Here is a 22,082-nt window from a genome sequence, read left to right as displayed (position 1 = left end):
AACTAGGAAGCCTTCCGGGCGACCGGCGACAGCAGGAAGCTCACCACGAGCACCGCCATCACGGCCAGCAGGGAATGCAGGATCCCGACGTGCTCCGCCAGCAGACCCAGCAGCGGAGGGCCGCACAGGAAGGCGCCGTACCCGATGGTGGACACGACGGACACGCGGGCGGCTGCCTTGGCCGGATCATCGGCCGCGGCGGACATGCCTACCGGGAAGCCGAGGGACGCGCCAAGGCCCCAGACCGCCAGGGCCGCGTAGGCAAGCCAGGGCTCGGGGGCGAAGACGAACAGCCCCAGTCCCAGAACTGCCAGCGCGGAACACCAGCGCATCACGGGAACCCTGCCGAAACGGTCGAGCACCACTGTTCCGGCGAAACGGCCGATGGTCATGAAGGTGACGAAAATGCCGTACCCGGCGGCACCTGCCGCATCCGACTGGTGGTGTCCGTCCGCGAGGGCCAGCGCCACCCAGTCCCCGGCCGCGCCTTCGGCCAGCGCGAGGCCGAGGACCATGACGCCGAGGAGCAGCGTCCGCCTGTCCCGCCACGCCTGGGCGATCTTGCGTTTGTTGTCCAGCGGGGCGTCTTCGGCTCCGGGGCGGATGACAGGGATAGGACCGGTGGATGGGTCCTCGAAGGTGTCAGGGCGGTACGGGGCCGCACGTTCCATGGGGGTGACGTCCGCGCGGAACCAGCGGGCCGCCGTCGTCACCGAACCGGCGACCACCAGCCCGGCCGCGGCGAGGTGCCAGAACACCGGGACGCCTGCTCCGGCCGCCCACGCCCCGAGTCCCGCCCCGGCGACGGTTCCCAGGCTGAAAGCGCCGTGCAGGCGGGGCATGATGTGGCGGCCCACGGCGCGTTCCACCGCGGCACCTTCAACGTTTGAGGCAGTGTTCCAGCTGGCGGTGCCCAGCCCGATGACAGCCAGCCCCAGGGCCACAGCAGGCGGGCTGGCAAGCACGGACGTACCGAAGCCGGCTGCGGCCAGCCCGATGCCCACCATGATGCTCCCGGTCCGGATGGTGCGTTTGGAGCCGAGCCGAAGCACGATCAGCCCGGACGCCGAGACGGAGAGGAACGACCCCGCGGTCATGCACAGCAGCAACAGACCGACAGTCCCCGGGGTCAGTTCGAGCCCGTCCCGAATGGCCGGCAGGCGGGAGACCCAGGAGCTGAACGCAAGGCCGCTGGCGGCGTAGGCCAGCGCGACGGCGATACGCCAGTGCGTGACCTCGCGCGCCGTGACGGCGGTGGAACTCAAGGCAGCATCAGTCAGGCCAGCTTCACAACGGCCTGGGCCTTCATGAGGACCTTCTGCCCGTCGAAGACCACGGCGAGGTCCACGCGTGCCGTACGCGCCTCGGCATTCAGCGCGCCCACGGCGCCGCTGACGTCAATCACGGCTCCGGCGTCGCCGGTTCCGGTGGTGTCGGCCACCAGCACCGGTTTGGTGAAGCGCGTCTGGTAATCGACGACGGCGGCCGGGTCGCCCGCCCAGTCGGTCACCAGCTGCACGGCAGCACCCATGGTAAACATGCCATGGGCGATGACGCCGGGGAGCTCCACGCCGGTGGCGAAGGCCTCGTTCCAGTGGATGGGGTTGAAGTCGCCGGAGGCGCCGGCGTACTTGACCAGGTCCTGGCGGGTAACGCTGATGCTGCGGCTGCCGATGTCCTGCCCGACGGCCAGTTCTTCAAAAACAGGGCTCATGGTTACTGTCCCTCTCCGCGGACCAGGATGGATGACTTGGTGGTGGAGACGGGCTCGCGGCCGTCGCCGTCGGCCAGGGCGAAGATCTCAGCCCGGGTGGTGATCATGGCACCGCCGCCCATGGCGCGGACACCGTCAACGTGAAGCTCCGCCACGAGGCGGTCGCCGGCGAAGATGGGGCGGTGGTGGGTGAAGCGCTGGTCGGCATGGACCACGCGGGAGAAATCGATGCCGGCCTCCGGATCCTCGATCAGCTGGGCATCTGCGCGCTGTGCCACGATGATGGCGAACGTCGGCGGGGCCACGAGGTCGGGGTGGCCAAGGCCCTGAGCGGCTTCGACGTCGAAATGGGAGGGGTGGGTTGCCTTGACCGCGCGGGCGAACTCGCGAATTTTCTCGCGGCCGACGTCGTACACCTCTGCGGCAGGGTAGCTCCGCCCCTGCAGATCCGGATTGATAGTCATGACCTCAAGCCTATCGGGGTCACCCCCAAGGCACCGAGTTGCTACAGAGCACCAAGTTGCTACAGAGCCCAGAGCCGGGCGGGGGTGCTACGGCTTCTTGTAGGACTTCCGGATGTGCTGGCCGCGGACTACCAGTGCGACGACATGCAGGACCAAGCCCAGCCCGATTACCGGCAGGGAGGCGAGCATCAGGGACTGGTTGGCGGTGCCGTTGCCTGCAAGGTTGAGGATGATGCCCGCAGCGATAAGGCCCATCGCGCTGAAGACCAAAATCTTGTAGGAGGCAGGGGCGGTGGCCCAGAATTCGTTCAGCACCATGACAGTCTACTGGGCCTGCACGTTGGCCTGGCAAAAGCGAAAAGACCCCGTGCACCGGTAGCGGGTACCGGGAACGGGGTCTCGTCGGGATGCTGCGCGGGTTACGGCGCCGGCTGCACGCCGAACGCCACAGCGAGCTTCATGATCTTCTCTGCGCGGCCAAGGCGGGGCAGGTCGGATCCGTCGCGGATGACGCGGCCGCTGGCCTCGAAGTCCGCCATGAAGTCGGTGGCCCATGCGACGTCCGACGGCGTGGGGCTGATGACCTCATTGATGACGCTGGTCTGGTCAATGGCCAGGCACAGCTTGCCGGTCATTCCCATCATCACCGTGACGCCGGTCTGCTCGCGCAGGATCGGGTGGTTGGTGCCGACGGTGGGGCCGTCGATGGGGCCGGGCAGGTTGCCGACTCGGCTGGCCACCACAAGCTTGGCGCGCGGATAGGCCATGGCTTCCTGGGTGTTCGCCATGCCGGTGTCGCGGCGGAAGTCGCCGGAACCGAACGCCAGCCGGAACGCGCCCTGGGCCTTCGCGATCTGGTTGGCTTCCTCGATGCCGACGGCGCTCTCCACCAGCGGGATCACGGGGGTCTTGCCATCCATGCGGTGGAAGCTCTCCGTCACCTGGTCGGCCGATTCGGTCTTCGCGAGCATGACGCCGAGCAGGCCCGGCGTGCCGCGGAGGCCTGCGAGGTCGTCGGCCCAGAACGGGCTGAGCGCGTCGTTGATCCGGACCCAGGCCTGGCCGCCGCCGGCCAGCCAGTTCACCACGTTCTCGCGGGCTGCGTCCTTCTGCGAAGGGTCAACCGCATCTTCAATGTCCAGAATGATGGAATCCGCGCGGGACACTGCCGACTGGTCGAAGAGCTCGGTCTTCATTGCGTTGACCAGGAGCCACGAACGGGCGATTTCGGCAGGGATGTTGCGTTCGTGCCGGGTGATCTCGGCAGTGGAAGTAGACGTCATACATCTACCGTATCCGGCCAGCACCTGCTAAGGCGAAGATGACCGGTCCGCCGGAGGCGACCAATACGACCAAAAGCGGAATCCTAGGCTTCCCGGGCATATTCCGCACGCCCTGCGTCGCGGGGTTTCACCCGCGGCAACGGGGCGTCTTATGACCCTTCTTTGCGCCGTGTTTCCACGGATTTCCAAGGGTTTCCCGCCGTGAACGGTCCGCTTTCCCAGGCACACGAAGTGCGCTTACATCGATCCATCGGCCGCCGCGGCAGCCGCCAGGAACGGCCGAAGGGCCGTCCGAAGAGAACTGCTTCCCTCCCGCCGGAGGGCCCCGCTCCGAAAAAGAATCCACCGAAGGAACCACATGAAAAGACACCTGACCATCCTCAGTGCAGCGGCCGCCGTCGTTCTCGCCCTGACGGTGTCCGGCTGCGGCGGGCCCTCGGTGGCCGGCACCGCCGAACCGGGAGCCAACGAGGTCAAGGAGCTCCGCTATCAGGGCTGGGCCAACACCGTGACCCTCCCCGAACTGGCCCAGGACCTCGGGTACCTGGGCGACGTGAAGCTGAACTGGGTGGGAAACACCATCAGCGGCCCCCAGGACATCCAGTCGGCGGCCACCGGCCAGACCGATTTCGGCGGCGCTTTCGCCGGCGCCGTCGTGAAGCTGGTGGAGGCAGGTGCGCCGGTCAAGGCCGTCATCAACTACTACGGCGAGGACAGCAATACCTTCAACGGCTACTACGTGAAGGAAGACAGCACCATCAGGACGGCCAGGGACTTCATCGGCAAGAAGATCGCCGTGAACGCCCTGGGCGCCCATGCGGAAGCCGTGATCAACACCTACCTCCGGAAGAACGGGCTCAACGCGGAGGAGATCAAGCAGGTCCAGCTGGTGGTGGTGCCGCCGAATGACACCGAAGAAGCCATCCGCCGCGGCCAGGTGGATGCCGGTTCGCTCGGCGGCATCCTGCAGGACAAAGCAATCGCCAACGGCGGGCTACGCTCAATCTTCAGCGACTACAAGCTGTTCGGCGCGTTCGCCGGCGGCCCGTTTGTCCTCCGGGAGGACTTCATCGCGCAGAACCCCAGCACCGTCCGGACCTTCGCCACAGGCGTGGCGAAAGCCATCGAGTGGGAACGCACCACGCCCCGCGCCGAAGTGATTGCGCGCTTCACCAAGATTCTGAACGAGCGCGGGCGCAACGAGAACCCGGCCGCACTGCAGTACTGGAAGAGCGTGGGCGTCCCTGACAAGGGCGAGATCAAGGACGGGGACTTCACCAGGTGGAACGACTACCTGAAGTCCGTCGGCATCATCAAGGACGACCTCGACCCAAAAAAGCTGTACACCAACGAATTCAACGGCCTCATTTCCAAGTAACCACCCAATAGATCCCAGGCGGGAACACAACCAGCAGAGGAAGAACAATGACTGTCATCACCGAAACGAAGCTCGAATTCTCCAAGCTCGGCTCGCGCATCGGCGCCGAAATCCGTGGCCTTGACCTCAGCGGCGATCTCAGCGCGGAAACCGTGGCGCAGATCCGCGCGGCGCTGAGCGAACACAAGGCGCTCGTGTTCCGCGAGGCCAACATCCTCTCCGACGAGGCGCAGGTGAAGTTCGCCAGCCACTTCGGTCCCCTGACCAAGGCGCACCCCACCGTGGCCTCCGTGGAGGGGGAAGAAAACGTCCTGCCCGTGGACAGCGAGAACGGATCCGCCAACAACTGGCACACCGACGTCACGTTCGTGGTAAACCCGCCGCAGGCCTCCACGCTGCGCAGCATCGACCTGCCGGCCTACGGCGGCGAGACCCTGATCGCCTCCTCCGCGGCGGCCTACCGCGATCTGCCCAACGAGCTGCGGAACTTCGCCGACACGCTCTGGGCCATCCATACGAACGACTACGACTACTCCGTGCCAAAGAACCTGGAGCACGGCAACGCCGAGGAGCGCCGCAAGGAGTTCACCCGGCTGAAGTTCGAAACCGCCCACCCCGTGGTGCGTGTCCACCCGCTGACCGGCGAGCGCGGACTGTTCATCGGGGGCTTCGCGCAGCGTCTGCGGATCGTGGGATTGTCCAACACCGAGTCCCGGGACATCATCCGGCTGCTCCAGGCGTACGTCACCCGTCCGGAGAACGTGGTGCGGGTGAACTGGGAGCCGAACCAGGTGGTGCTGTTCGACAACCGGATTACCCAGCACTACGCGCCGGACAACTACGACGGCCAGCCCCGCAAGCTCAACCGGGTGACCATCGCCGGCGACGTTCCGGTCGGCGTCGACGGCACTCCCAGCCAGGCACTCAAGGGCGACTCGTCCACCTACTCGGAGATCGCCCCGGTCTAGGTCTGGCTTGATGGCCTCCCATGGAGGCCGCCCGCAGGTCCTCCGGGGCCCACCCGCCCAACTGGGTCGCAGCTGTGGCCGTTCTGAGCGTTCAAAACGGCCACAGCTGCGACCCAGTTTGGATTTAAGGGATGTTGCTCCCCCGGGCCGTGGTCCACAGCCGGTACCACTCTTCCCGCGTCATGGTCTGCGCCACCCGGGAGGCACCGGCGCACGCCCGGATCCGGTCGGCGTTGGCCGTGCCTATCACCGGGGCGATGCCCGCCGGATGCTTCATCAGCCACCCCAGCAGCACGGCCTCACGGGTGGTGTCCCTCTCCCGCGCCATGTCGGAGAGCAGCTGTGCCGTGGCCGACTCCGCAAGCGTGGGCCGTTCCGGCGGGTTGCCGGTGTAGTGCCCCCGCGCCAGTGCACCATAGGCCTGCAGCGTGATCCCCTGCCGGGCGCAGTATTCCAGGGTGCCGTGCGGAAAGCTGTAGTCCGCGGCACCCGGGTGGTTGACCAGCACGGTGCTTTCCAGCCAGTCCCGCTTGAGCAGGCTCAGTTCGAGCTGGTTGGCCACCACGGGCGTCTCGAGGCTGTCCTGCAGGAACTCGATCTGCGCCGCCGACATGTTGGACACACCGAGCGCGCGCACCTTGCCTTCCGCCATCAGCTTCCCGACGGCGGCAGCCACCTCGGCGGGGTCCATCAGCGGATCCGGCCGGTGCAGCAGCAGGATGTCGACGTAGTCCGTCCGGAGCCGTTCCAGGCTGCCGTTCACGCGTTCGATGATGGCGTCGCTGCTCAGGTCGTAGTGGGTCTCCAGGCCCCGCTCGTTGAGCCGGATGCCGCACTTGGTCTGCAACTGGATGCGTTCCCTGAGCCCCGTGGTGGCTGCCAGGACCTCCCCGAAGACTGTCTCGGACTTGCCGTTCCGGTAGATGTCCGCATGGTCGAACAGTGTGACGCCGATGTCGATGGCGGCCTCCACCGCTTCGGCGGCGGTCTCAACGTCGGTGATGTCGTGGGGGACGTCGGACCAGGTCCCGCCCAGCCCCATACACCCGTAGATCAGCCGTCCGGAGGTCACTCCCGGGGAGGTTGTCGCAGTTTGTTCAGTCATTGCATCACTCTTTCACTTCGGCAGGCGAAGGCCCAGTAGTTAAGTGCCTCTGCAGCCAAACACCGCTGCAGCTGAATGCCGCGGTAGTTAAATACCGCGGTGGCGGTGCCTGGCAGAAGGCACCGCCACCGCGGCAGGGTTTCAGTAGGATTTGAGGATCAGCGCAGCCAGGCCGTGGTGTTGCCCGGCAGCTTGCCGTCTTCGAGCGGGGCGCTGCTGACGAGCACCGTTCCGGCCGGGAGGTCGACGGCGGTGTCGCCGAAGTTGGTCACGGACTGCCAGCCGCCGGGCCGGCTGAAGTGCAGGACCTCCGGGTTGCCGGTTTCGATCCACTTGAGTTCTTCAGCGGTCTGCAGTTCGCGGCGCAGCTTCAGTGCGGTGCGGTACAGCTCCAGAGTGGAGCCTTCGACGCCGTCCTGGGCCTCGACGGCGTGCCTGCTGAACCACTCCGGCTGCGGAAGGTGCGCGCCGCCGTCGCCGAATCCGAAGGAGCTGCCCTCGGCAGCCCACGGCAGGGGCACGCGGCAGCCGTCGCGGCCCACCTCCACTCCCCTGTTGCGGAAGAACGAGGGGTCCTGGCGCTCGGACTCGGGGATCTCGGCGACTTCCTGCAGGCCCAGTTCCTCGCCCTGGTAGAGGTAGGCCGAACCGGGCACCGCGAGCATCAGCAGGGTGGCGGCGCGGGCGCGGCGCTCGCCGAGTTCCACGTCCAGTTCCTCCTTGGGGCCGCCCGCGAGCAGCCAGGCTTTGCCGTCCTGACCCTTGGGGTGCTTGCCCTTGCTTCCCTTGGGAAGGCCGTAGCGCGTGGCGTGGCGGACGACGTCGTGGTTGGAGAACACCCAGGTCGAGGAGGCCCCGGTGGCGGCAGCCTCGGCGAGGTTGCGGGTGATGATCTCCTTGAATTCCTCGGCGTCGAAGTCCGCCTGCAGCAGGTCGAAGTTGAACGCCTGCCCCAGGCCCTGGGGGCTGGCGTAGCGCGGCCGGCGCGTGGCGTGGACCCAGGCTTCGGCAACGGCGGTGCGCGGCGGGTTGTATTCGTTGAAGACCTCGCGCCACTCGGCGTAGACCTCATGGACTTCGTCGCGGTCCCAGAAGGGGTGCGAACCGTCGTCGAACCCGTCAGTCCCGGAGTTGGCCGCGCTCAGTTCCAGTTTGGAGAGCAGCGGTTCGGTGAGGTCCTTGACGAGGGCGTGCGCCACGTCCACCCGGAAGCCGTCCACGCCGCGGTCAGACCAGAAGCGCAGGGTCTTCAGGAAGTCGTCGCGGATCTCGCGGTTGGCCCAGTTCAGGTCCGGCTGTTCCTTGGCGAAGATGTGCATGTACCACTGGCCCGGGGTGCCATCCGGTTCCGTGATGCGCTCCCAGGCGGGGCCGCCGAAGACGGAGTCCCAGTCCGACGGCGGGAATTCACCGTTCGGGCCCTTGCCGTCGCGGAAGATGTAGCGGTCGCGGGCAGGTGATCCCTTCGGGGAGGCAAGGGCCTCGCGGAACCATTCGTGCCGGTCGGAGGAGTGGTTCGGGACGATGTCGGCGATCAGCTTGATGCCGGCGGCGTGAAGCGCTGCTGCCATCTCGTCGAAGTCGGCGAGCGTGCCGAGCTTCGGGTCCACGTCGCGGTAGTCGTCCACGTCGTAGCCGCCGTCTGCGAGCGCCGAGGGGTAGAACGGGCTCAGCCAGACGGCGTCGATTCCCAGCGACTTCAGGTACGGGACCTTGGCGGTGATGCCCTTGATGTCACCCAGTCCGTCCCCGTTGGAGTCGGAGAAACTGCGCGGGTAGATCTGGTACACGGACGCCTGGCGCCACCAGTTCGGATCGGCGAGACGGTGGTCATCGGACAGGGTTGCCAGTGTGGCAGTGGTGGACAAGGGGTGCTTCCTTTACTTGTGGTTTGTTTCGTTGCTGGATGGAATGTTGGGTCTACTTGACTGCACCACGCATGACTCCGGACAGTACCCACCGCTGGGCCAGGATGTAAACCACCAGGGTGGGTGCCATGGCCATGAGGTACGACGCGAATGCGAGGCTGTAGTTGGTGTTGAATTCGCCCTGGAAGAGCATCTGCACGACGGGCAGGGTCTGAAGGGCCGGGTCGGCAATCATCATCTGGGGCAGCAGGAAGTCGTTCCATGAGTTGAGGAAGGCGAAGATGCCGACCGTCGCGTTCATGGGGGCCAGCAGCGGGAAGATGATCTTGCGGAACACCTGCCAGGTGGTGGCACCGTCCATGCGGGCCGACTCCTCCAGTTCCACCGGGATGGAGCGGACGAAGGCGATGTACAGCAGGGTGTTGAAGGAGATGCCGCCCAGCACGTGGAGGAACACGACGCCGGCGGGGTTGTCCAGGCCGAGCAGGGCCGTCTGCTTGATCAGGGGCAGGATGATGACCGGGAACGGAATGAACATCGCGGAAAGCAGATAGACGAAGGAACCCCGGAAAAACCTGCGGTTCCAGTTGCGGGCGATTGCGTAGGCCACGAGCGAGCTGCAGGCCAGGGAGCCCAGGACGCTGAACACGGTGACGAACGCCGTCGACATGAAGGCCCGGGGGAAGTTGGTTGCCACGTAAGCCGCCGCGAAGTTTTCCCAGTTCATCGGGTTGGGCCAGGCCAGGCCCGTTCCGCCGATCTGGTCCGGGGACTTCAGGGCCATGGCCACGGTGAAGTACAGCGGCAGCAGGACTGTCAGGGAGGCCACCAGCATCAGGGCGGTGAGCCACCAGTTGACCTTGTAGCCTTCGCGGCCGGACCTGCGGACCTTCATAAGAGGGGACTTGCCGGACGGATCCGTCCCGCGGCGGAGGCCGGTTGTGATTCCGGTTTTGATGCCGGCAGCCGCGGTTGTCTCGGTCGTGGGCTCTGGAAGCGTGGATGCGGTCATTAGAGAGAAACCCCCCGGCGCTGGATGAGGCGCAGCTGGATGACGGAGATCAGCAAGGTGATCAGGAAGTAGATGACGGCGTTGGCCATCTGGTAGGAGTAGTCCCCGCCCGTGAAGCCGGAGAAGATGCGCATGGCCACGGACTGCGTTGCCATACCCGGGCCGCCGCCGGTGAGGCCTACGATGATCTCGTATGTGCCCAGGAAACCCTTGAACCCGAGGATCACGTTGATCACGAGGTATCCCATGATCAGCGGGAGCGTGAGGCTGAGGAACTGTCGGAAGCTGCCTGCCCCGTCCAGGTCGGCCGCCTCGTACACTTCCGAGGGCACGCTTTGCAGGCCGGCCAGGTAAATGATGGTGGCGCCGGGCGCGGCCTGCCACACCGTGACAATCACGATGGCGAGCCAGGCGAGGTTCTCATTGGCCAGGATGCTCGTGGCCAGCGGGGTGTAGCCGAGCCGGTCCATCAGCACCGGGAGGGTGTTCGAGAAGAGGTAGTTGAAGACGAAGGAGACGATCAGCGCGGACAGCACCATGGGGATGAAGAACACGGTGCGGATGCCGGTGCGCCACTTGATCTTGGCGTTCAGGCCCAGCGCGATGGCGAGCGCCACGACGTTGACCACCACGGTTGTGGTCAGGGCAAAGACGAACGTGAAGATGTAGGACTGGAGGACTGCCGGATCCTTGAAGATGTTGATGTAGTTGGACAGGCCGATGAACTTCCAGTCACCGTAGCCTGCGTAGTTCGTGAGGCTGAAGAACACGCCCACGAGGGCCGGCAGGGTGATGAAGAAGGCGAACAGTGCCAGGACCGGCACCACCATCCAGTAATACGTGGGATCGATCTTGTCCTTGCCGCGGAAAATGCCTTTTTTGGCCGGGGCGGACGTCGGGGTCTGCGGGGATGCGGGAGGGGCTGTCTGGGCCACCCGGGCAGTTGTAGTCATTGGGGCTCCTGGAGTCGGGGTGGGGTCAGACTGCGGTGCGCTCGGCAACGCGGCGCCACTCGTCGTCGAGGGCGGCGAGGAACTGCTCGCCGTTCTTGGTGTACACAAAGGACTGGACGTAGTTGTACAGGGGCACCGAAGGCGGGAAGTACGTGGTGGCTCCCTGGTAGTAGCGCCCCTCCTTGACGGAGGCGTTCAGTCCGCTGATCTGCGGGTTTTCGACGGCGGGAGCGTCCTTGAGCGGTGAGTACGCGGCGTTCTTTTCGTTGTACGCGTTCACCACCGACGGCTCCAGGAGGTAGTTCACGAACCTTTGCGCCGCGGCCATGTTGGGGGTGTCGCGGGTGATGGACAGCGCCATGTCCACGTTCACGCGGGCCTTGGTGTCGGCGGGGTTGTTGGTCACCGGCAGGGGGAAGCTGCCGAGCCTGACGTTCTTGTTGGCTGCCACAAGCTGGGACAGCGCCCATGGGCCCTGCAGGTACATTGCCGCCTCACCCTTGGCGAAGGCCGCGTTGCCGTCCGCATAGTTCTTGCTGGTGGCGCCCTTTTGGGAGAACGAGGCGAGCTGCAGCATCTTGGGCAGCGCCGGGCCGAAGTTGTTGGCGAACGACTCCTCGGAGTCCGGGCGGATGGCGGCGCCCTTGGCCGTGAGTCTGGAGAAGAAGGTCGCTACATCCAGGGAGCCGCCGGCGACGTAGTCGAACATCCCCTGCCCCAAGGTCCAGTTGTCCTTGAAGGTGCCGTAGATCGGAGTTATGCCGGCCGCCTTGAAGTTTTCGCAGGCTGCAACGAACTCGTCCCAGGTGGTGGGCACGGCGACGCCCCTGGCCTCGAAAATGTCGCGGTTGTAGACCACTCCGGCGGCTGCCAGGGAAAACGGCAGGGCGCTGATTTCGTTTCCGTTGTACTGGCCCCATGAGCTGATGAGCCGCTGCATCTCGGGATTGATCGTAGCGGCCACCGGCATGCCGGAAAGGTCGGCGAAGACGCCCTTTCGGACGAAGTCGGCGGTGGCCTGTGCGAAGCCGCGGGTTACGACGTCGGGCGGATCGTTCCGGACCAGGCCGGGAACGAAGTTGCCCTCGTTGAAGTCCTGGATCACCCGGATGTCAGGGTTCAGTGCCTCGAAGTCCTTGATGACCTGGTTGAAGTAGGCCACCACCTCCGGCTTGTTCTGCATGAACCGCAGGGTGGTGACGCCGTTCTGCGCGCCGGGCGAGGCGCCGCAGCCCGTGAGCGGAAGCATGGCGGCGGCGCCGCCGAGGCCAACGGCCTTCAGCAGGGCGCGCCGGCTGACCGGCGCAGTCCGGCTTTTCGGGGCAAAGCGGCTGAGCGCGGAGGCGTTCACAGGGCAGAAACCGGGGCGTGCGGGCGCTGCTGGCGTGGCTGGGGTCCGGGCGGGCAGTGCTTCAGGATGCTGTTCACTGTTGCTCCTTTGCAAAAGGCTGGGTGAAGGGCTGGGGGGAAGCCAGTGGTCGGCGGCCGTCCGGCCCACCATGCTCAAACTTTTATTTGGACTCTAAATTTAGTTCCTCAAGTATTATGTGGTGAAGAGCACAAGGAGGTCAACACCATGTCGGAAATGACGGCGGCAACGCCCCAGCTGTTGCGGCGCGTGAGCGCCGGGGCTGTCCTGGATTTCATGCGCGCCTCACAGGCAGTCACCGTCACCGAAGTCATGCAGGCCACCGGGCTCACGCGGGCAACCGCAATCTCGGTGTGCGAGGACCTGACGGAGCGCGGCTGGATCAGGGAGCTGGAAAACCAGCGGGCCTTTGGCGGCTACCACAAGGGCAGGCCTGCGCGCCGCTTCGAGCTCAACGACCGCGCCGGGTACGTCCTCGGAATGGACGTGGGCATCTCCAAAGCCACCGTTGTGGTGTCGGATCTCCGCGGAAAGCCGCTGGGCCGCTCCAGCCAGCCCTTCGCCGACGCCGAGATCCCGGCGGAGGAGCGCATAGCCGTCATTGACCGGACGGCCATGATGGCCCTGCACAGCGTCGGGGCCTCGCCCGACTCGGTGCTCGCCGTCTGCGCCGGCATCGCGGCGCCGGTGGACCGCAACGGCGACATCCTGGTCACCCAGCACTTCTGGGGGCTGTTCGACGTCGGGCTGAAGTCCGCGCTGAAAGACCTCCGCGGATGGACCGTTCTCCTCGAAAACGACGCCAACCTGGCCGCGTTGGGCGACCGCTGGCGTGGAGCAGCCGCCGGCGTGGACGACGTCGTGGTGATCCTGGCCAGTGAGCGCTTCGGTTCCGGAGTGATCGACGACGGGCGCCTGCTGCACGGCGTCGGCGGCGGCGCCGGGGAACTCGCGTTCCTGGACATGGTGGACGGCGTGGGTGACACCTACGGCATTGCCACCCTGGCCCGGGTCTGGGCAGCGGAGGCACTGGCGGGGAAGGCGAAGACCTCACTGCGCGAGCATGCCGCCGAGGGCCCGGAAGCGGAGCACGTGTTCGCCGCAGCGGCCAGCGGCGACGCCGTTGCCCTGGACATCCTGGAGCGGCTGGCCGACCGGATGGCGCGCGTGATCGCGCCGGTGGCCACTGTCATGAACCCCGAACTGGTGGTCATCGGCGGTGCTGTGGCAAACTCCGCCGGGGTGCTGCTGGAGGACATCGCCGGGCGGCTCAAGGAGTTCACCGTCACGCCGCCGAGGTTGGCCGTGTCCCCGCTGGGCGACTCGATCGTGACCGTGGGCGCCGTCCGCTGCGCCTTGGACTACGTTGAGAGAAACAGCCTGGACCTGGAGCTCAACGTCCCGGCGTAAGGGCGAAAGCCCCCGGACCAGCGCGAACGTACACTTGTGGCCCTAAAAAGCGGGGCCACAAGTGTACGTTCGCGCTGTGCTGTTTGCTGCGGCTGCTACTCTGCCGGTTCCAGCGCCGCGGGCACGGGGACGGTGCCGTTCCGGAATTCGATGGTACGTCCGATGGTTTCAGGCATCTCCAGGACGGCGGCAGCGACGATCGCCACGTTGGCCCGCGACGTTTCCGTGCCCGTGGACGCGTCTTCCGGGTCCACCTCGATCAGGCCGTTCCCCGGTCCCTCTGTCAGCGAGCCGGGGCCCAGGATGGTCCATGCCAGGTTCGTGCCGCGGAGGTAGGCGTCTGCTGCGGCCTTGGCCTCGGCGTAGGCGTGGAAGCTGTGGTCTTCCGGCACGCCGTGGTCGGGGCCGGCGCCGAAGTAGGACACCATGACGTAGCGGTCCACGCCCGCTTCCCCGGCAGCGTCCATGGAGCGGATGGCGGCGTCGCGGTCCACTGCATAAGTCCGCGCGGGGTTCCCTCCCCCGGCGCCGGCCGACCAGACCACAGCGTCCTGGCCGCTCAGGGCTGCGGCGATTTCCGCCGTCGTCGAATTTTCCACGTCAAGGACCGACGGCGACGCACCGGTCGCGGCGACCTCCTCCCCGTGGTCCGGATTGCGGATGAACGAGGTGACGCTGTGGCCCTCGCTTGTGAGCAGGGCGGACAGCTGAAGGGCCACTTTGCCGTGGCCGCCGATGATTGCGATGCGGGACATTCCCCCATTCTGTCCCACAGCCTGGCTTTGTCCCAGCGGGGGTCGGGCCCGGCGTTTTGCCCCAGCGGGACCGGAATAGTGGCCGTCAGGCCCGGCTGCCGTACCGGAGGAAGACCACTCCGTTGCCGAAGCGCCGTTCTTCCAGCAGCTCAAGCTCCAGGCGCACGTCCTCCGGGAGGTAGCGTTTGCCGCCGCCCACAGCCACAGGCGAGACGAACAGCTGGTACTCATCCACTAACCCGGCCCGGATGGCCGCGGCGGCGAGCTCCGCGCCGCCCACCGCCAGGTCCTGGCCGGCGTCGGCCTTAAGCTGCCGGACGGCACCGGCGTCGAAGTCCCGCTCGATGCGGGTCCGTTCGCTGGACGGGCGGTCCAGCGAGCGCGAGTAGACCACCTTGTCCGCGGCTTTCCAGAGCTTCGCGAAATCAAGGATGTACGGCGGGCCCCCCGTGAAGGCGGACGGGTCCTCCCAGGCGAGCATCACCTCGTAGAGCCGGCGGCCCAGCAGGTAGGTGCCCACCGAGCCCTCGAGTCCGTTGATGAAGGTGTGTACTTCCTCATCCGGCTCGCTCCAGTCAAAGCGGCCGTCCCGGTCCGCCACATATCCGTCAAGCGACTGGATTCCTGAGTAGATCAGTCTGCCCATGCCGGCCTCCCGTGTTCCGCGTTGCCCCTGCAGGTCCCCGCCGGAATGACCCGGTTGTGTCCCGGAACTCGAACCCTTGAATTCACGACACTAGATGCAGACCAGCCCCGTGACAACGCCTGATTCCCGGCAAAAAAGGGGCAGCCACAACGTTGGCACAGGATTGCATCAAGACCTCCTCAGGAATCGGATTTGGGCAATCCGGCACTGGCATGCTGGTGTTCGCAGCCATTGGTGCGCACTACGTCTCATGAACCTTTCAGGGGGAAACCATGCCGGTAAGCCGGTTCAAGCACGCCCGAAACCGGGCGGCATCACTCGTCCCATCCCTGCGGCCAGCGGCCTTGGGCAGGGCCCTTGCCGCCTCCGCCGTAGCGGGCGGGCTGCTGCTGACCGGCCTGGCGGTCCCGGCCGAGGCCGCCACCTACTACTCGGCACCGCTGCGCACTGCTGCCCGGGCCCTGCCGGTGGCGGCAGAGAACAACGCCGGCTACGACAGGAACCGCTACTTCGGCTACTGGAACGACACGAACCGGGATTGCCAGAACACCCGTGCCGAAGTCCTCCTCCAGGAAACCAAGGCCGCCGCCACCTACACCACCACGCGGAGGTGCACCGTGCGCACCGGGCGCTGGGTTTCCCCGTGGGACAACCGGACACACACCTACGCCTCGGCCGTGGAAATTGACCACACCGTCCCCGTCCACGAGGCCTGGGGTTCCGGGGCGCGCTACTGGTCCCAGGCGCGCCGCGTCGCTTTCTACAACGACCTCGGCGACACACGGTCCCTGAATGCAATGACGGCGGCGCTTAACTCCGCCAAACAGGCTCGGGGACCTGAATCATGGATGCCGCCCGCGAACCGCTGCGCCTACATCGGCCAGTGGATCGCGGTAAAGCTCCGGTGGGGCCTGCGGGTGGACAGCGCGGAGAAGGCCGCCCTGATCCGCTACGCAGACTCCTGCTCGAACGTGCGCATCAGCGTCACGCGGGTGTAGGGCTTAGCCCCCGCCGGACTCCAGGGCCCGTTCTGCCCTGCGGAATGCCCCGCACTGCCCGACGGCGGTGCGGGGCTTTTCCGTGTTCGGGCACCTGAGCAGGGGGCTGGCAGCAGCGGCCGTGTTACCGGCTGACCGGTCCGTTCCGAGGGTTCAGGTCGATGATCGGGAGGTGCCCGTCGGTGCGGATGGAGTCTCCTCCGCCGTTGCGGTGGTGGTAGCCGGACGAGTAGTTCCGGATGATGTGCACGGACTCCACCGCCTCGGCTGCCTGCAGGGTCTGGATGATGAAGTCCCGCTCCTCGTCGGTGCGGTCGGCAATTTTATGGGTGATCTGGAACGTGAAGAGGGACAGTCCGACGCTGCGGTCGTAGGTGCCGGCGCCGACCCAGTCCACGGCCAGCCCGCCGGGGAGCATCCAACCGTCCGGGCATTTCCAGAAGCGAACGTGGTGCCTTTTGCGGGGGTTTCCGTCAATCTCCCGCTGGAACGCCAGGTCGTGCTTGTTTCCGAACACGTACAGCGAGCTCACGGGCGCCGCGGGGTAGCTGCGCCCGAGCATCGTGGATTCGAGGGTCTTCCATGCCGTGGCCGGGGTGATCGGGTCAGCTTCCACCCACCCCGCGGCGGACATGGCATGTTTCAGTTCTTCTGCAGGACCGATGACCGCCAGATTGACAGGGTCGCCGAGGACGCCGTCGCCTGTCCGGGTGCGGCCGATAAAGTAGTCCGGAATGTAGAGGCTGCTGAGGATCTTGTGGATACGCGGCAGCAGTGCGTAGGCGACGATCAGCCAGACGGGCAGGAACACCCAGACCTGCTCAGGACCTCGCGTGAGGCGGGCGAGCAGGAAGTAGTAGACCGCCCAGCCCACTGCCACAGTCACAACCCCGTACAGCAGCCGCTGCAGCACTGCCAGGACGGTCGCCCAGCGGCTCTGCCGGCGTTCTGTCCGGTTCTCCAGCCGGGAATGGTCCGGTTCGGCCGGAGCCGGCCTGCTACCCTCACCCGAGGTCATCGCGGTTCTCCTTCTGTGCTGGAGTGTCAGTGTTCACCATGCAGTCCTGCATGCTCATCTTGGGTCAAGCGCTGCGCTAAAACCAAAAAACAGGCCAGAGGACAGTCCTATGGACGGGGGCCCGCTAAGGCCCTGCGCTCTCCTTCGTTGAACTTGGGCCGGGCCAGCCGTATAACTCGAGGGTATGGACGCTAAAAGGATCAGGGCCGTTTACCTGTCAGCGGCTCTGGGATTCCTGGAGCTGGTTGAGCAGGTTCCGGGGACTGCATGGGCCATACCGGCCCTCGGCGTGTGGGACGTCCGCGGCTTGATCGGCCACGCAAGTCGCGCCTTGACCACGGTGGAGAGTTACCTCGGCGCACCGCAAACAGGGAAGCGTGTGGACGGCCCGGTGGAGTACTACCTGGCAATCCGCGGCAGCACGACGCCGGAATCGATCGCCCAGCGCGGCCGCGAAACCGGAGATGCCCTGGGGACCGACCCGGCAGGTGCGGTCGGGGAGATCGTCGAACGTCTCACCGCGCTGCTCGGGAACACTCCGGATGACGCCCTGGTCGCCAGCCCGGCGGGAACGATGGTGCTGATTGACTACCTGCCGACCCGCACATTCGAGCTCGCCGTGCACGGCCTGGATCTGGCACGCGTCCTGGGAGTGGAACCGCCTTCTTCGCTGATGCCGGGCGTCGCGGCGTCTCTCGAACTCGCAGGTGCCATAGGAGCCCGGCTGCCGATCGCCCCGGAACTGCTGCTCCTGCTCACCGGCCGCCCGGGCCTGCCCGGAAACCTCAGCGTCGTCTGATGCACGCCGCAGCCGCTCCTGAAGCTGGCCGAGCTGAACCAAATGCAGTCGCATTCTTAAACCCGAATGGGGATCAACATGGCTAGGAAGTATCGGTGGCGGGTCGTGGTTACAGATGGCCTCGACCACACCTACGTGTGGTTCGGAATGGCCGCCAACAAGGCGGAGGCTGTAGCGCGGGCCCTGGAAGGTCGACCCGGGTGGCACGTACAGGAGGCCGAGCGCGCTGTCACGCCCTTCTAACTGGGCAGGAACTTGGGAGCCCCCCGTATCAATCGCGGTGCAAGGTTAGCGGTGCAAGGGCCGTTGAGTCGGGCACTTAAAACAAAAGCAGGCCAGAGGCTTGATGCCTCTGACCTGCAGATCCTGTAGCGGTGGGGAGGCTCGATCTCCCGACCTCACGATTATGAGTCGTGCGCTCTAACCAACTGAGCTACACCGCCACGAATGAGAAAAACCTGTGTCAAGCCGGTCAAGACCGCCCTGACACAGGCCCTCATTCAGAGCCCCCCACCGGAATCGATCCGGTGACCTCGTTCTTACCAAGAACGCGCTCTACCACTGAGCTAGGGGGGCAACGAGTAAATACTCTACCCGAAGATTTCGTCCTCAACAAATCGGCGGAAGAAGAGGGTTCCCGGGGCATGGAAGCCCGAAATCCGCGCCGGATGGGACCTCCGGACAACCCCCAAGCGGGTGCCGGGACCACCTCTCCGAACAGATGTGACCAAGCGAACTTAAGAGGACTGGTCCGGCAACTGCCCGTCAGCAGGATCGGCCCTGCCCCCGGCAGGAACCAGCCCTCAACGCCGTCAGGGATCGAGTTAAACAGAAACGGGCCGGCTGGTCGGCCGGCCCGCTTCTATTCGGAGCTCTGGTTCACAACTCTGCAGTCGTCACCACTTCGCGGTGGTTACCACTTCGCGGTGGTTACCACTTGGCGGTGGTTACCACTTGCCCTTGCGGTTGAAGTCGCGGTGTCCGCCTTCGCTGCCGTGGCGGGGCTTGCGCGCACCGTCGCCGTGGCCGCCGAAGCGGGAATCGCCCTGACCGCGGCTTGCACCGGAGTCGCCGCTGACGTTGCGCTCACTGCGGTCGCTGTAAGTGCGTCCGCCGCGGTCCGCGGAGGAACGCGCGCCGAAGCCGCGGTCGCCGTCGTTCTTGCGGAATTCCTTCTTGAAGCCGCCGCTGCCCTTGAAGTTGCCGCCGCGGTCGCCGCGGCCACCCTGGTAGCTCCCGCGGTCGCCGGAGGGCCTGCGGCCGTTGTCCAGCTCGAGGTGGATCAGCTCACCGCCGATCCGGGTGCGGGACAGGGCGCGCAGCTGCTCGGGGCTCAGGTCCGCCGGGAGCTCCACGAGGGAGTGGTCCGAACGGATGTCGATGCCGCCGATCTGGGACGAGGAGATGCCGCCCTCGTTGGCAATGGCGCCAACGATGGAGCCGGGCATGACACGCTGGCGGCGCCCGACGGCGATCCGGTACGTGGCGTTGCCCTCAGTGAGCGCACGGGTCGGGCCACGGGAGCCGAAACCGTCCTTGGAGCGTTCGCGCTTCTGGAACTCCGGAGCGGCCGGCAGTTCCTTGACCAGGAGCGGCTGTCCGCCCTGCGCCATGACGGCCAGGGCCGCAGCGATCTCCGCGGCCGGCACGTTGTGCTCTTCCTCGTAGGAAGCGATCAGGTCGCGGAAGGCTCCGACATCCTCAGACGCGAGGGTCTCCGTGATGCGCTCGGCGAACTTGCCCAGGCGCAGCGTGTTGACCGTCTCGGCGGTAGGCAGGTGCATCTGCTCCACCGGCTGGCGTGTGGCCTTCTCGATGGAACGCAGCAGGTACTTCTCGCGCGGCGTCATGAACAGGATCGCGTCACCCGAACGTCCCGCGCGGCCGGTGCGGCCGATGCGGTGCACGTAGGACTCGGTGTCGTGCGGAATGTCGTAGTTGATGACGTGGCTGATGCGCTCGACGTCAAGGCCGCGGGCGGCGACGTCGGTGGCCACCAGGATGTCGATGCGGCCTTCCTTCAACGCGTCAACAGTGCGCTCACGCTGCTGCTGCGGGATATCGCCGTTGATGGCTGCAGCCTGGAAGCCGCGGGACTTCAGCTTGTCGGCGAGGTCCTCGGTGGCCATCTTGGTGCGCACGAAGGCGATGACGCCGTCGAACTCTTCCACCTCAAGGATGCGGGTCAGGGCGTCGAGCTTGTGCGGGCCCATGACCTGCAGGTAGCGCTGCTTGGTGTTGGCGCCGGTGGTGGTCTTGGACTTCACCGAGATCTCGGCCGGGTTGTTCAGGTACTGCTTGGACATCCGGCGGATCTGGCTCGGCATGGTAGCGGAGAACAGGGCCACCTGGCGGTCCGAGGGAGTCTGCTGGAAGATCTGCTCCACGTCCTCCGCGAAGCCCATGCGCAGCATCTCGTCCGCTTCGTCCAGCACGAGGTACTGGAGTTCGGACAGGTCGAGGGAACCCTTGGCGATGTGGTCGATGACGCGGCCCGGGGTGCCGACAACAACCTGGGCGCCGCGGCGGAGTCCGGCGAGCTGGGGGCCGTAGGCGGAGCCACCGTAAACGGGGAGGACGGTGAAGTCGTCGATGTGCTTGGCGTAGGACGTGAAAGCCTCGGCGACCTGGAGTGCGAGCTCGCGGGTCGGAGCAAGGACCAGGGCCTGCGTCTTGCGGGACGGGCCGTTGAGGTCGTGGAGCTCGGCCAGTCGGGACAGTGCCGGCACTGCGAATGCTGCAGTCTTGCCGGTGCCCGTCTGGGCGAGGCCCACAACGTCGCGGCCTTCAAGCAGAAGGGGAATGGTCGCTGCCTGGATGGGGGAAGGCTTTTCGTAGCCGACATCCTGGAGGGCGGCGAGGACGCGGCCGTCGATGCCAAGATCGGCGAACTTAACACCGTCTTCTTCGGAGTCCTCAGTCTTGGCTGCGGGAGCTTCAGCAGGAGCAGCGGGGGCCTCAGCTGCGGGGGCAGCGGGCTCGGTGAATTCGACGTTCGCAGTCTCGGCAGCTTCCGCTTCGGTGGCGTCGTTGTGGTTTTCGTGGTTTTCGGGCATAGGGAAGAATTCCTCATCCATAGGGGGCCAGGCGGCACAACCCGAGGTGAGCGGAGCCGCAGTACATGTGCCGTGGTTGCCGGGCATACATTGACCGGCCGGTCACGTAGAAGTCCGGCGCTTTCGCAATCCCGTGGCAGGACTTCCCGCTGCATCTCTTGGCTGCTATCCCAGCAGTCTGTACAGCGTTTTCTTTAGCCGGCTCTCCCTATGAAAATGCCCGCATCACAGTTGCGGACTCCAACACTTGCCAGTCCTGCCTCAAAAATTGGGCAGGAATAAGGGATTTCCGGAGTGGGGGATATTTCAAGTGTAGGGCATGCGTCCACTCAGGGGTAACTGAGGGCTTCCGCGGAGGCAGTGACGTTGCTTACACGCACCTCCGGAAGCCCGCGGTGGCGGCATTTCTGCACCGGTTTCGCTGCCTTCCGGCCGCTGCCCCTGCGCCAGGCAGGGGGCCGGCCCGACGGCAGGGGTCCAAAGTGGTGCAGAAATGCAGCACGGGCCCGCGGTCAGCTGCCCAGGCGGCGGAGCAGCGTCGCGAACGCTTCGTGGTACTCGGGCTGAAGCCGCACTTCACCGTCGGCCTCGGCGTCCTTCAATGCCTCTATCGCTTCGACGTCCGGTTCACTGAACCAGCGCCCGATGGTCACGCCGTGGCGGGGGACAAAAGTCCGGTGGATGTGGTCACCTGCTTGGATGGATCCGGTGCGGATGACGCGCAGGTACGTGCCGACCAGCCCAGCGTCTGCGAAGCGCTTGACCCAGCTGCTCTCCCCCATGCGCCGCTGGAAGGTTGCACATGGCGTCCGCGGCGAGGTGACTTCAACTTCAACATCCAGGCCGATTTTCCACCGCTCGCCGATGACCGCCCCGGTGGTCTCGATCCCGGAAACGCGCAGGTTCTCGCCGAAGATGCCAGGGGGAAGTTCACGCTGGAGCTCGCCCACCCAGTAGTCGGCATCCCGCTGCGAGTAGGCATAGAGGGCCTGGTCCTCGCCGCCGTGGTGGATCCGGCTCGCCTGGATGTCGCCGTGCAGCCCGAGTTTGTGCACCTTTACGGGCCCTTCCACAGGACGTTTGTCGATGGCGGTGACACCCACGCTCCCCGCGTCGGGAAGGAGCTGGTGTACACGGCAGACGGCAAGCAGAGTGGCGGTGTCCATGGCATCAGTCTAGATACCGTCCCGCCCATGCTCCGTGAACATGGTCCGTGAACCGGCGGGCGCCCGCTGGGTGAAGTCCTTAGCGGGGCAGGGGTAAAGCCACTAGGCTGGCTGCAGGAT

Annotated in this window: 21 protein-coding genes and 2 tRNA genes; 6 read left to right on the top strand and 17 right to left on the bottom strand. The window is 66.0% G+C overall.

Annotation, left to right across the window (positions count from 1 at the left end):
* Nucleotides 1-2: 2 nt before the first annotated feature.
* From ACIP9X_RS09490 to ACIP9X_RS09470, 5 genes are all read right to left on the bottom strand, one after another.
* A complete protein-coding gene (locus ACIP9X_RS09490) occupies nucleotides 3-1,265 on the bottom strand; it encodes an MFS transporter (protein WP_400479458.1) in 1,263 nt (420 codons plus the stop codon).
* An 11-nt stretch (nucleotides 1,266-1,276) separates the two neighbouring features.
* Nucleotides 1,277-1,714: a MaoC family dehydratase gene (locus ACIP9X_RS09485; RefSeq protein WP_400479457.1), complete on the bottom strand. Its 438-nt coding sequence runs from the start codon at nucleotides 1,712-1,714 to the stop codon at nucleotides 1,277-1,279.
* Between the two features lie 2 nt (nucleotides 1,715-1,716).
* Nucleotides 1,717-2,178 carry a MaoC family dehydratase N-terminal domain-containing protein gene (locus tag ACIP9X_RS09480; RefSeq protein WP_400479456.1) on the bottom strand — a complete coding sequence of 154 codons (462 nt, stop codon included), beginning with the start codon at nucleotides 2,176-2,178 and terminating at the stop codon, nucleotides 1,717-1,719.
* An 87-nt stretch (nucleotides 2,179-2,265) separates the two neighbouring features.
* Nucleotides 2,266-2,493, bottom strand: coding sequence for a DUF3188 domain-containing protein (locus ACIP9X_RS09475; protein WP_400479509.1), 228 nt, complete (start codon nucleotides 2,491-2,493; stop codon nucleotides 2,266-2,268).
* A gap of 104 nt (nucleotides 2,494-2,597) precedes the next feature.
* Complete coding sequence (locus tag ACIP9X_RS09470; RefSeq protein ID WP_400479455.1) at nucleotides 2,598-3,461, bottom strand: HpcH/HpaI aldolase/citrate lyase family protein; 864 nt, start codon at nucleotides 3,459-3,461, stop codon at nucleotides 2,598-2,600.
* A gap of 358 nt (nucleotides 3,462-3,819) precedes the next feature.
* Here ACIP9X_RS09470 and ACIP9X_RS09465 point away from each other — a divergent pair, with 358 nt between their 5' ends.
* A complete protein-coding gene (locus ACIP9X_RS09465; protein ID WP_400479454.1) occupies nucleotides 3,820-4,839 on the top strand; it encodes an ABC transporter substrate-binding protein in 1,020 nt (339 codons plus the stop codon).
* Nucleotides 4,840-4,886: 47 nt separating this feature from the next.
* On the top strand, nucleotides 4,887-5,807 hold the full coding sequence (locus tag ACIP9X_RS09460; protein WP_400479453.1) for a TauD/TfdA dioxygenase family protein: 921 nt from the start codon (nucleotides 4,887-4,889) through the stop codon (nucleotides 5,805-5,807).
* A 124-nt stretch (nucleotides 5,808-5,931) separates the two neighbouring features.
* Here the strand turns inward: ACIP9X_RS09460 and ACIP9X_RS09455 are convergent, their stop codons facing one another.
* The 5 genes from ACIP9X_RS09455 to ACIP9X_RS09435 all read right to left on the bottom strand — a co-directional run bounded on the left by ACIP9X_RS09455 (nucleotide 5,932) and on the right by ACIP9X_RS09435 (nucleotide 12,096).
* Nucleotides 5,932-6,912 (bottom strand): aldo/keto reductase family oxidoreductase, encoded by a 981-nt coding sequence (locus tag ACIP9X_RS09455; protein WP_400479452.1) that lies wholly within the window; start codon nucleotides 6,910-6,912, stop codon nucleotides 5,932-5,934.
* A 158-nt stretch (nucleotides 6,913-7,070) separates the two neighbouring features.
* Nucleotides 7,071-8,780, bottom strand: a complete 1,710-nt coding sequence (locus tag ACIP9X_RS09450) for a glycoside hydrolase family 13 protein (RefSeq protein ID WP_400479451.1) — start codon at nucleotides 8,778-8,780, stop codon at nucleotides 7,071-7,073.
* 52 nt (nucleotides 8,781-8,832) lie between these two features.
* Nucleotides 8,833-9,792: a carbohydrate ABC transporter permease gene (locus ACIP9X_RS09445; RefSeq protein ID WP_400479450.1), complete on the bottom strand. Its 960-nt coding sequence runs from the start codon at nucleotides 9,790-9,792 to the stop codon at nucleotides 8,833-8,835.
* Nucleotides 9,792-10,745, bottom strand: a complete 954-nt coding sequence (locus ACIP9X_RS09440) for a carbohydrate ABC transporter permease (protein ID WP_400479449.1) — start codon at nucleotides 10,743-10,745, stop codon at nucleotides 9,792-9,794. The genes ACIP9X_RS09445 and ACIP9X_RS09440 overlap by 1 nt, the downstream gene beginning before the upstream one ends.
* Before the next feature lie 25 nt (nucleotides 10,746-10,770).
* Complete coding sequence (locus ACIP9X_RS09435; RefSeq protein ID WP_400479448.1) at nucleotides 10,771-12,096, bottom strand: ABC transporter substrate-binding protein; 1,326 nt, start codon at nucleotides 12,094-12,096, stop codon at nucleotides 10,771-10,773.
* Between the two features lie 225 nt (nucleotides 12,097-12,321).
* Between ACIP9X_RS09435 and ACIP9X_RS09430 the strand changes: the two genes are divergently transcribed.
* Entirely contained in the window at nucleotides 12,322-13,524 is a 1,203-nt protein-coding gene (locus ACIP9X_RS09430) for an ROK family protein (protein ID WP_400479447.1), read from the top strand.
* A 95-nt stretch (nucleotides 13,525-13,619) separates the two neighbouring features.
* On the opposite strand, the gene ACIP9X_RS09425 is transcribed toward ACIP9X_RS09430, so the two are convergent.
* Together ACIP9X_RS09425 and ACIP9X_RS09420 are read right to left on the bottom strand one after the other, a co-directional pair.
* The gene (locus tag ACIP9X_RS09425; RefSeq protein WP_400479446.1) at nucleotides 13,620-14,279 is read right to left on the bottom strand and encodes an NAD(P)H-binding protein; all 660 of its coding nucleotides are present in this window, start codon (nucleotides 14,277-14,279) and stop codon (nucleotides 13,620-13,622) included.
* 85 nt (nucleotides 14,280-14,364) lie between these two features.
* Complete coding sequence (locus tag ACIP9X_RS09420; protein WP_400479445.1) at nucleotides 14,365-14,925, bottom strand: dihydrofolate reductase family protein; 561 nt, start codon at nucleotides 14,923-14,925, stop codon at nucleotides 14,365-14,367.
* Nucleotides 14,926-15,197: 272 nt separating this feature from the next.
* Between ACIP9X_RS09420 and ACIP9X_RS09415 the strand changes: the two genes are divergently transcribed.
* Nucleotides 15,198-15,923 (top strand): HNH endonuclease family protein, encoded by a 726-nt coding sequence (locus ACIP9X_RS09415; RefSeq protein WP_400479444.1) that lies wholly within the window; start codon nucleotides 15,198-15,200, stop codon nucleotides 15,921-15,923.
* A 124-nt stretch (nucleotides 15,924-16,047) separates the two neighbouring features.
* On the opposite strand, the gene ACIP9X_RS09410 is transcribed toward ACIP9X_RS09415, so the two are convergent.
* The gene (locus ACIP9X_RS09410) at nucleotides 16,048-16,941 is read right to left on the bottom strand and encodes an LssY C-terminal domain-containing protein (protein ID WP_400479443.1); all 894 of its coding nucleotides are present in this window, start codon (nucleotides 16,939-16,941) and stop codon (nucleotides 16,048-16,050) included.
* 184 nt (nucleotides 16,942-17,125) lie between these two features.
* On the opposite strand from ACIP9X_RS09410, the gene ACIP9X_RS09405 reads away from it, so the two are divergent.
* The gene (locus ACIP9X_RS09405; RefSeq protein ID WP_400479442.1) at nucleotides 17,126-17,740 is read left to right on the top strand and encodes a maleylpyruvate isomerase N-terminal domain-containing protein; all 615 of its coding nucleotides are present in this window, start codon (nucleotides 17,126-17,128) and stop codon (nucleotides 17,738-17,740) included.
* 78 nt (nucleotides 17,741-17,818) lie between these two features.
* Entirely contained in the window at nucleotides 17,819-17,983 is a 165-nt protein-coding gene (locus tag ACIP9X_RS09400) for a hypothetical protein (protein ID WP_400479441.1), read from the top strand.
* Nucleotides 17,984-18,109: 126 nt separating this feature from the next.
* Here ACIP9X_RS09400 and ACIP9X_RS09395 read toward each other — a convergent pair.
* The 4 genes from ACIP9X_RS09395 to ACIP9X_RS09380 form a co-directional block, all read right to left on the bottom strand.
* Nucleotides 18,110-18,183 (bottom strand) — tRNA-Met (locus ACIP9X_RS09395).
* A gap of 61 nt (nucleotides 18,184-18,244) precedes the next feature.
* A tRNA-Thr gene (locus tag ACIP9X_RS09390) sits at nucleotides 18,245-18,316 on the bottom strand.
* Between the two features lie 371 nt (nucleotides 18,317-18,687).
* A complete protein-coding gene (locus ACIP9X_RS09385; protein ID WP_400479440.1) occupies nucleotides 18,688-20,796 on the bottom strand; it encodes a DEAD/DEAH box helicase in 2,109 nt (702 codons plus the stop codon).
* Between the two features lie 512 nt (nucleotides 20,797-21,308).
* Nucleotides 21,309-21,962 (bottom strand): MOSC domain-containing protein, encoded by a 654-nt coding sequence (locus ACIP9X_RS09380; protein WP_400479439.1) that lies wholly within the window; start codon nucleotides 21,960-21,962, stop codon nucleotides 21,309-21,311.
* Between the last annotated feature and the right edge of the window lie 120 nt (nucleotides 21,963-22,082).

The sequence above is a fragment of the Arthrobacter sp. NPDC093125 genome, from assembly GCF_044754225.1.
In the GTDB taxonomy this organism is placed as follows: Bacteria; Actinomycetota; Actinomycetes; order Actinomycetales; family Micrococcaceae; genus Arthrobacter.
The sequence above is the reverse complement of the archived record's forward strand: the minus strand, read 5'-3'. Positions and strand labels throughout refer to the sequence as shown.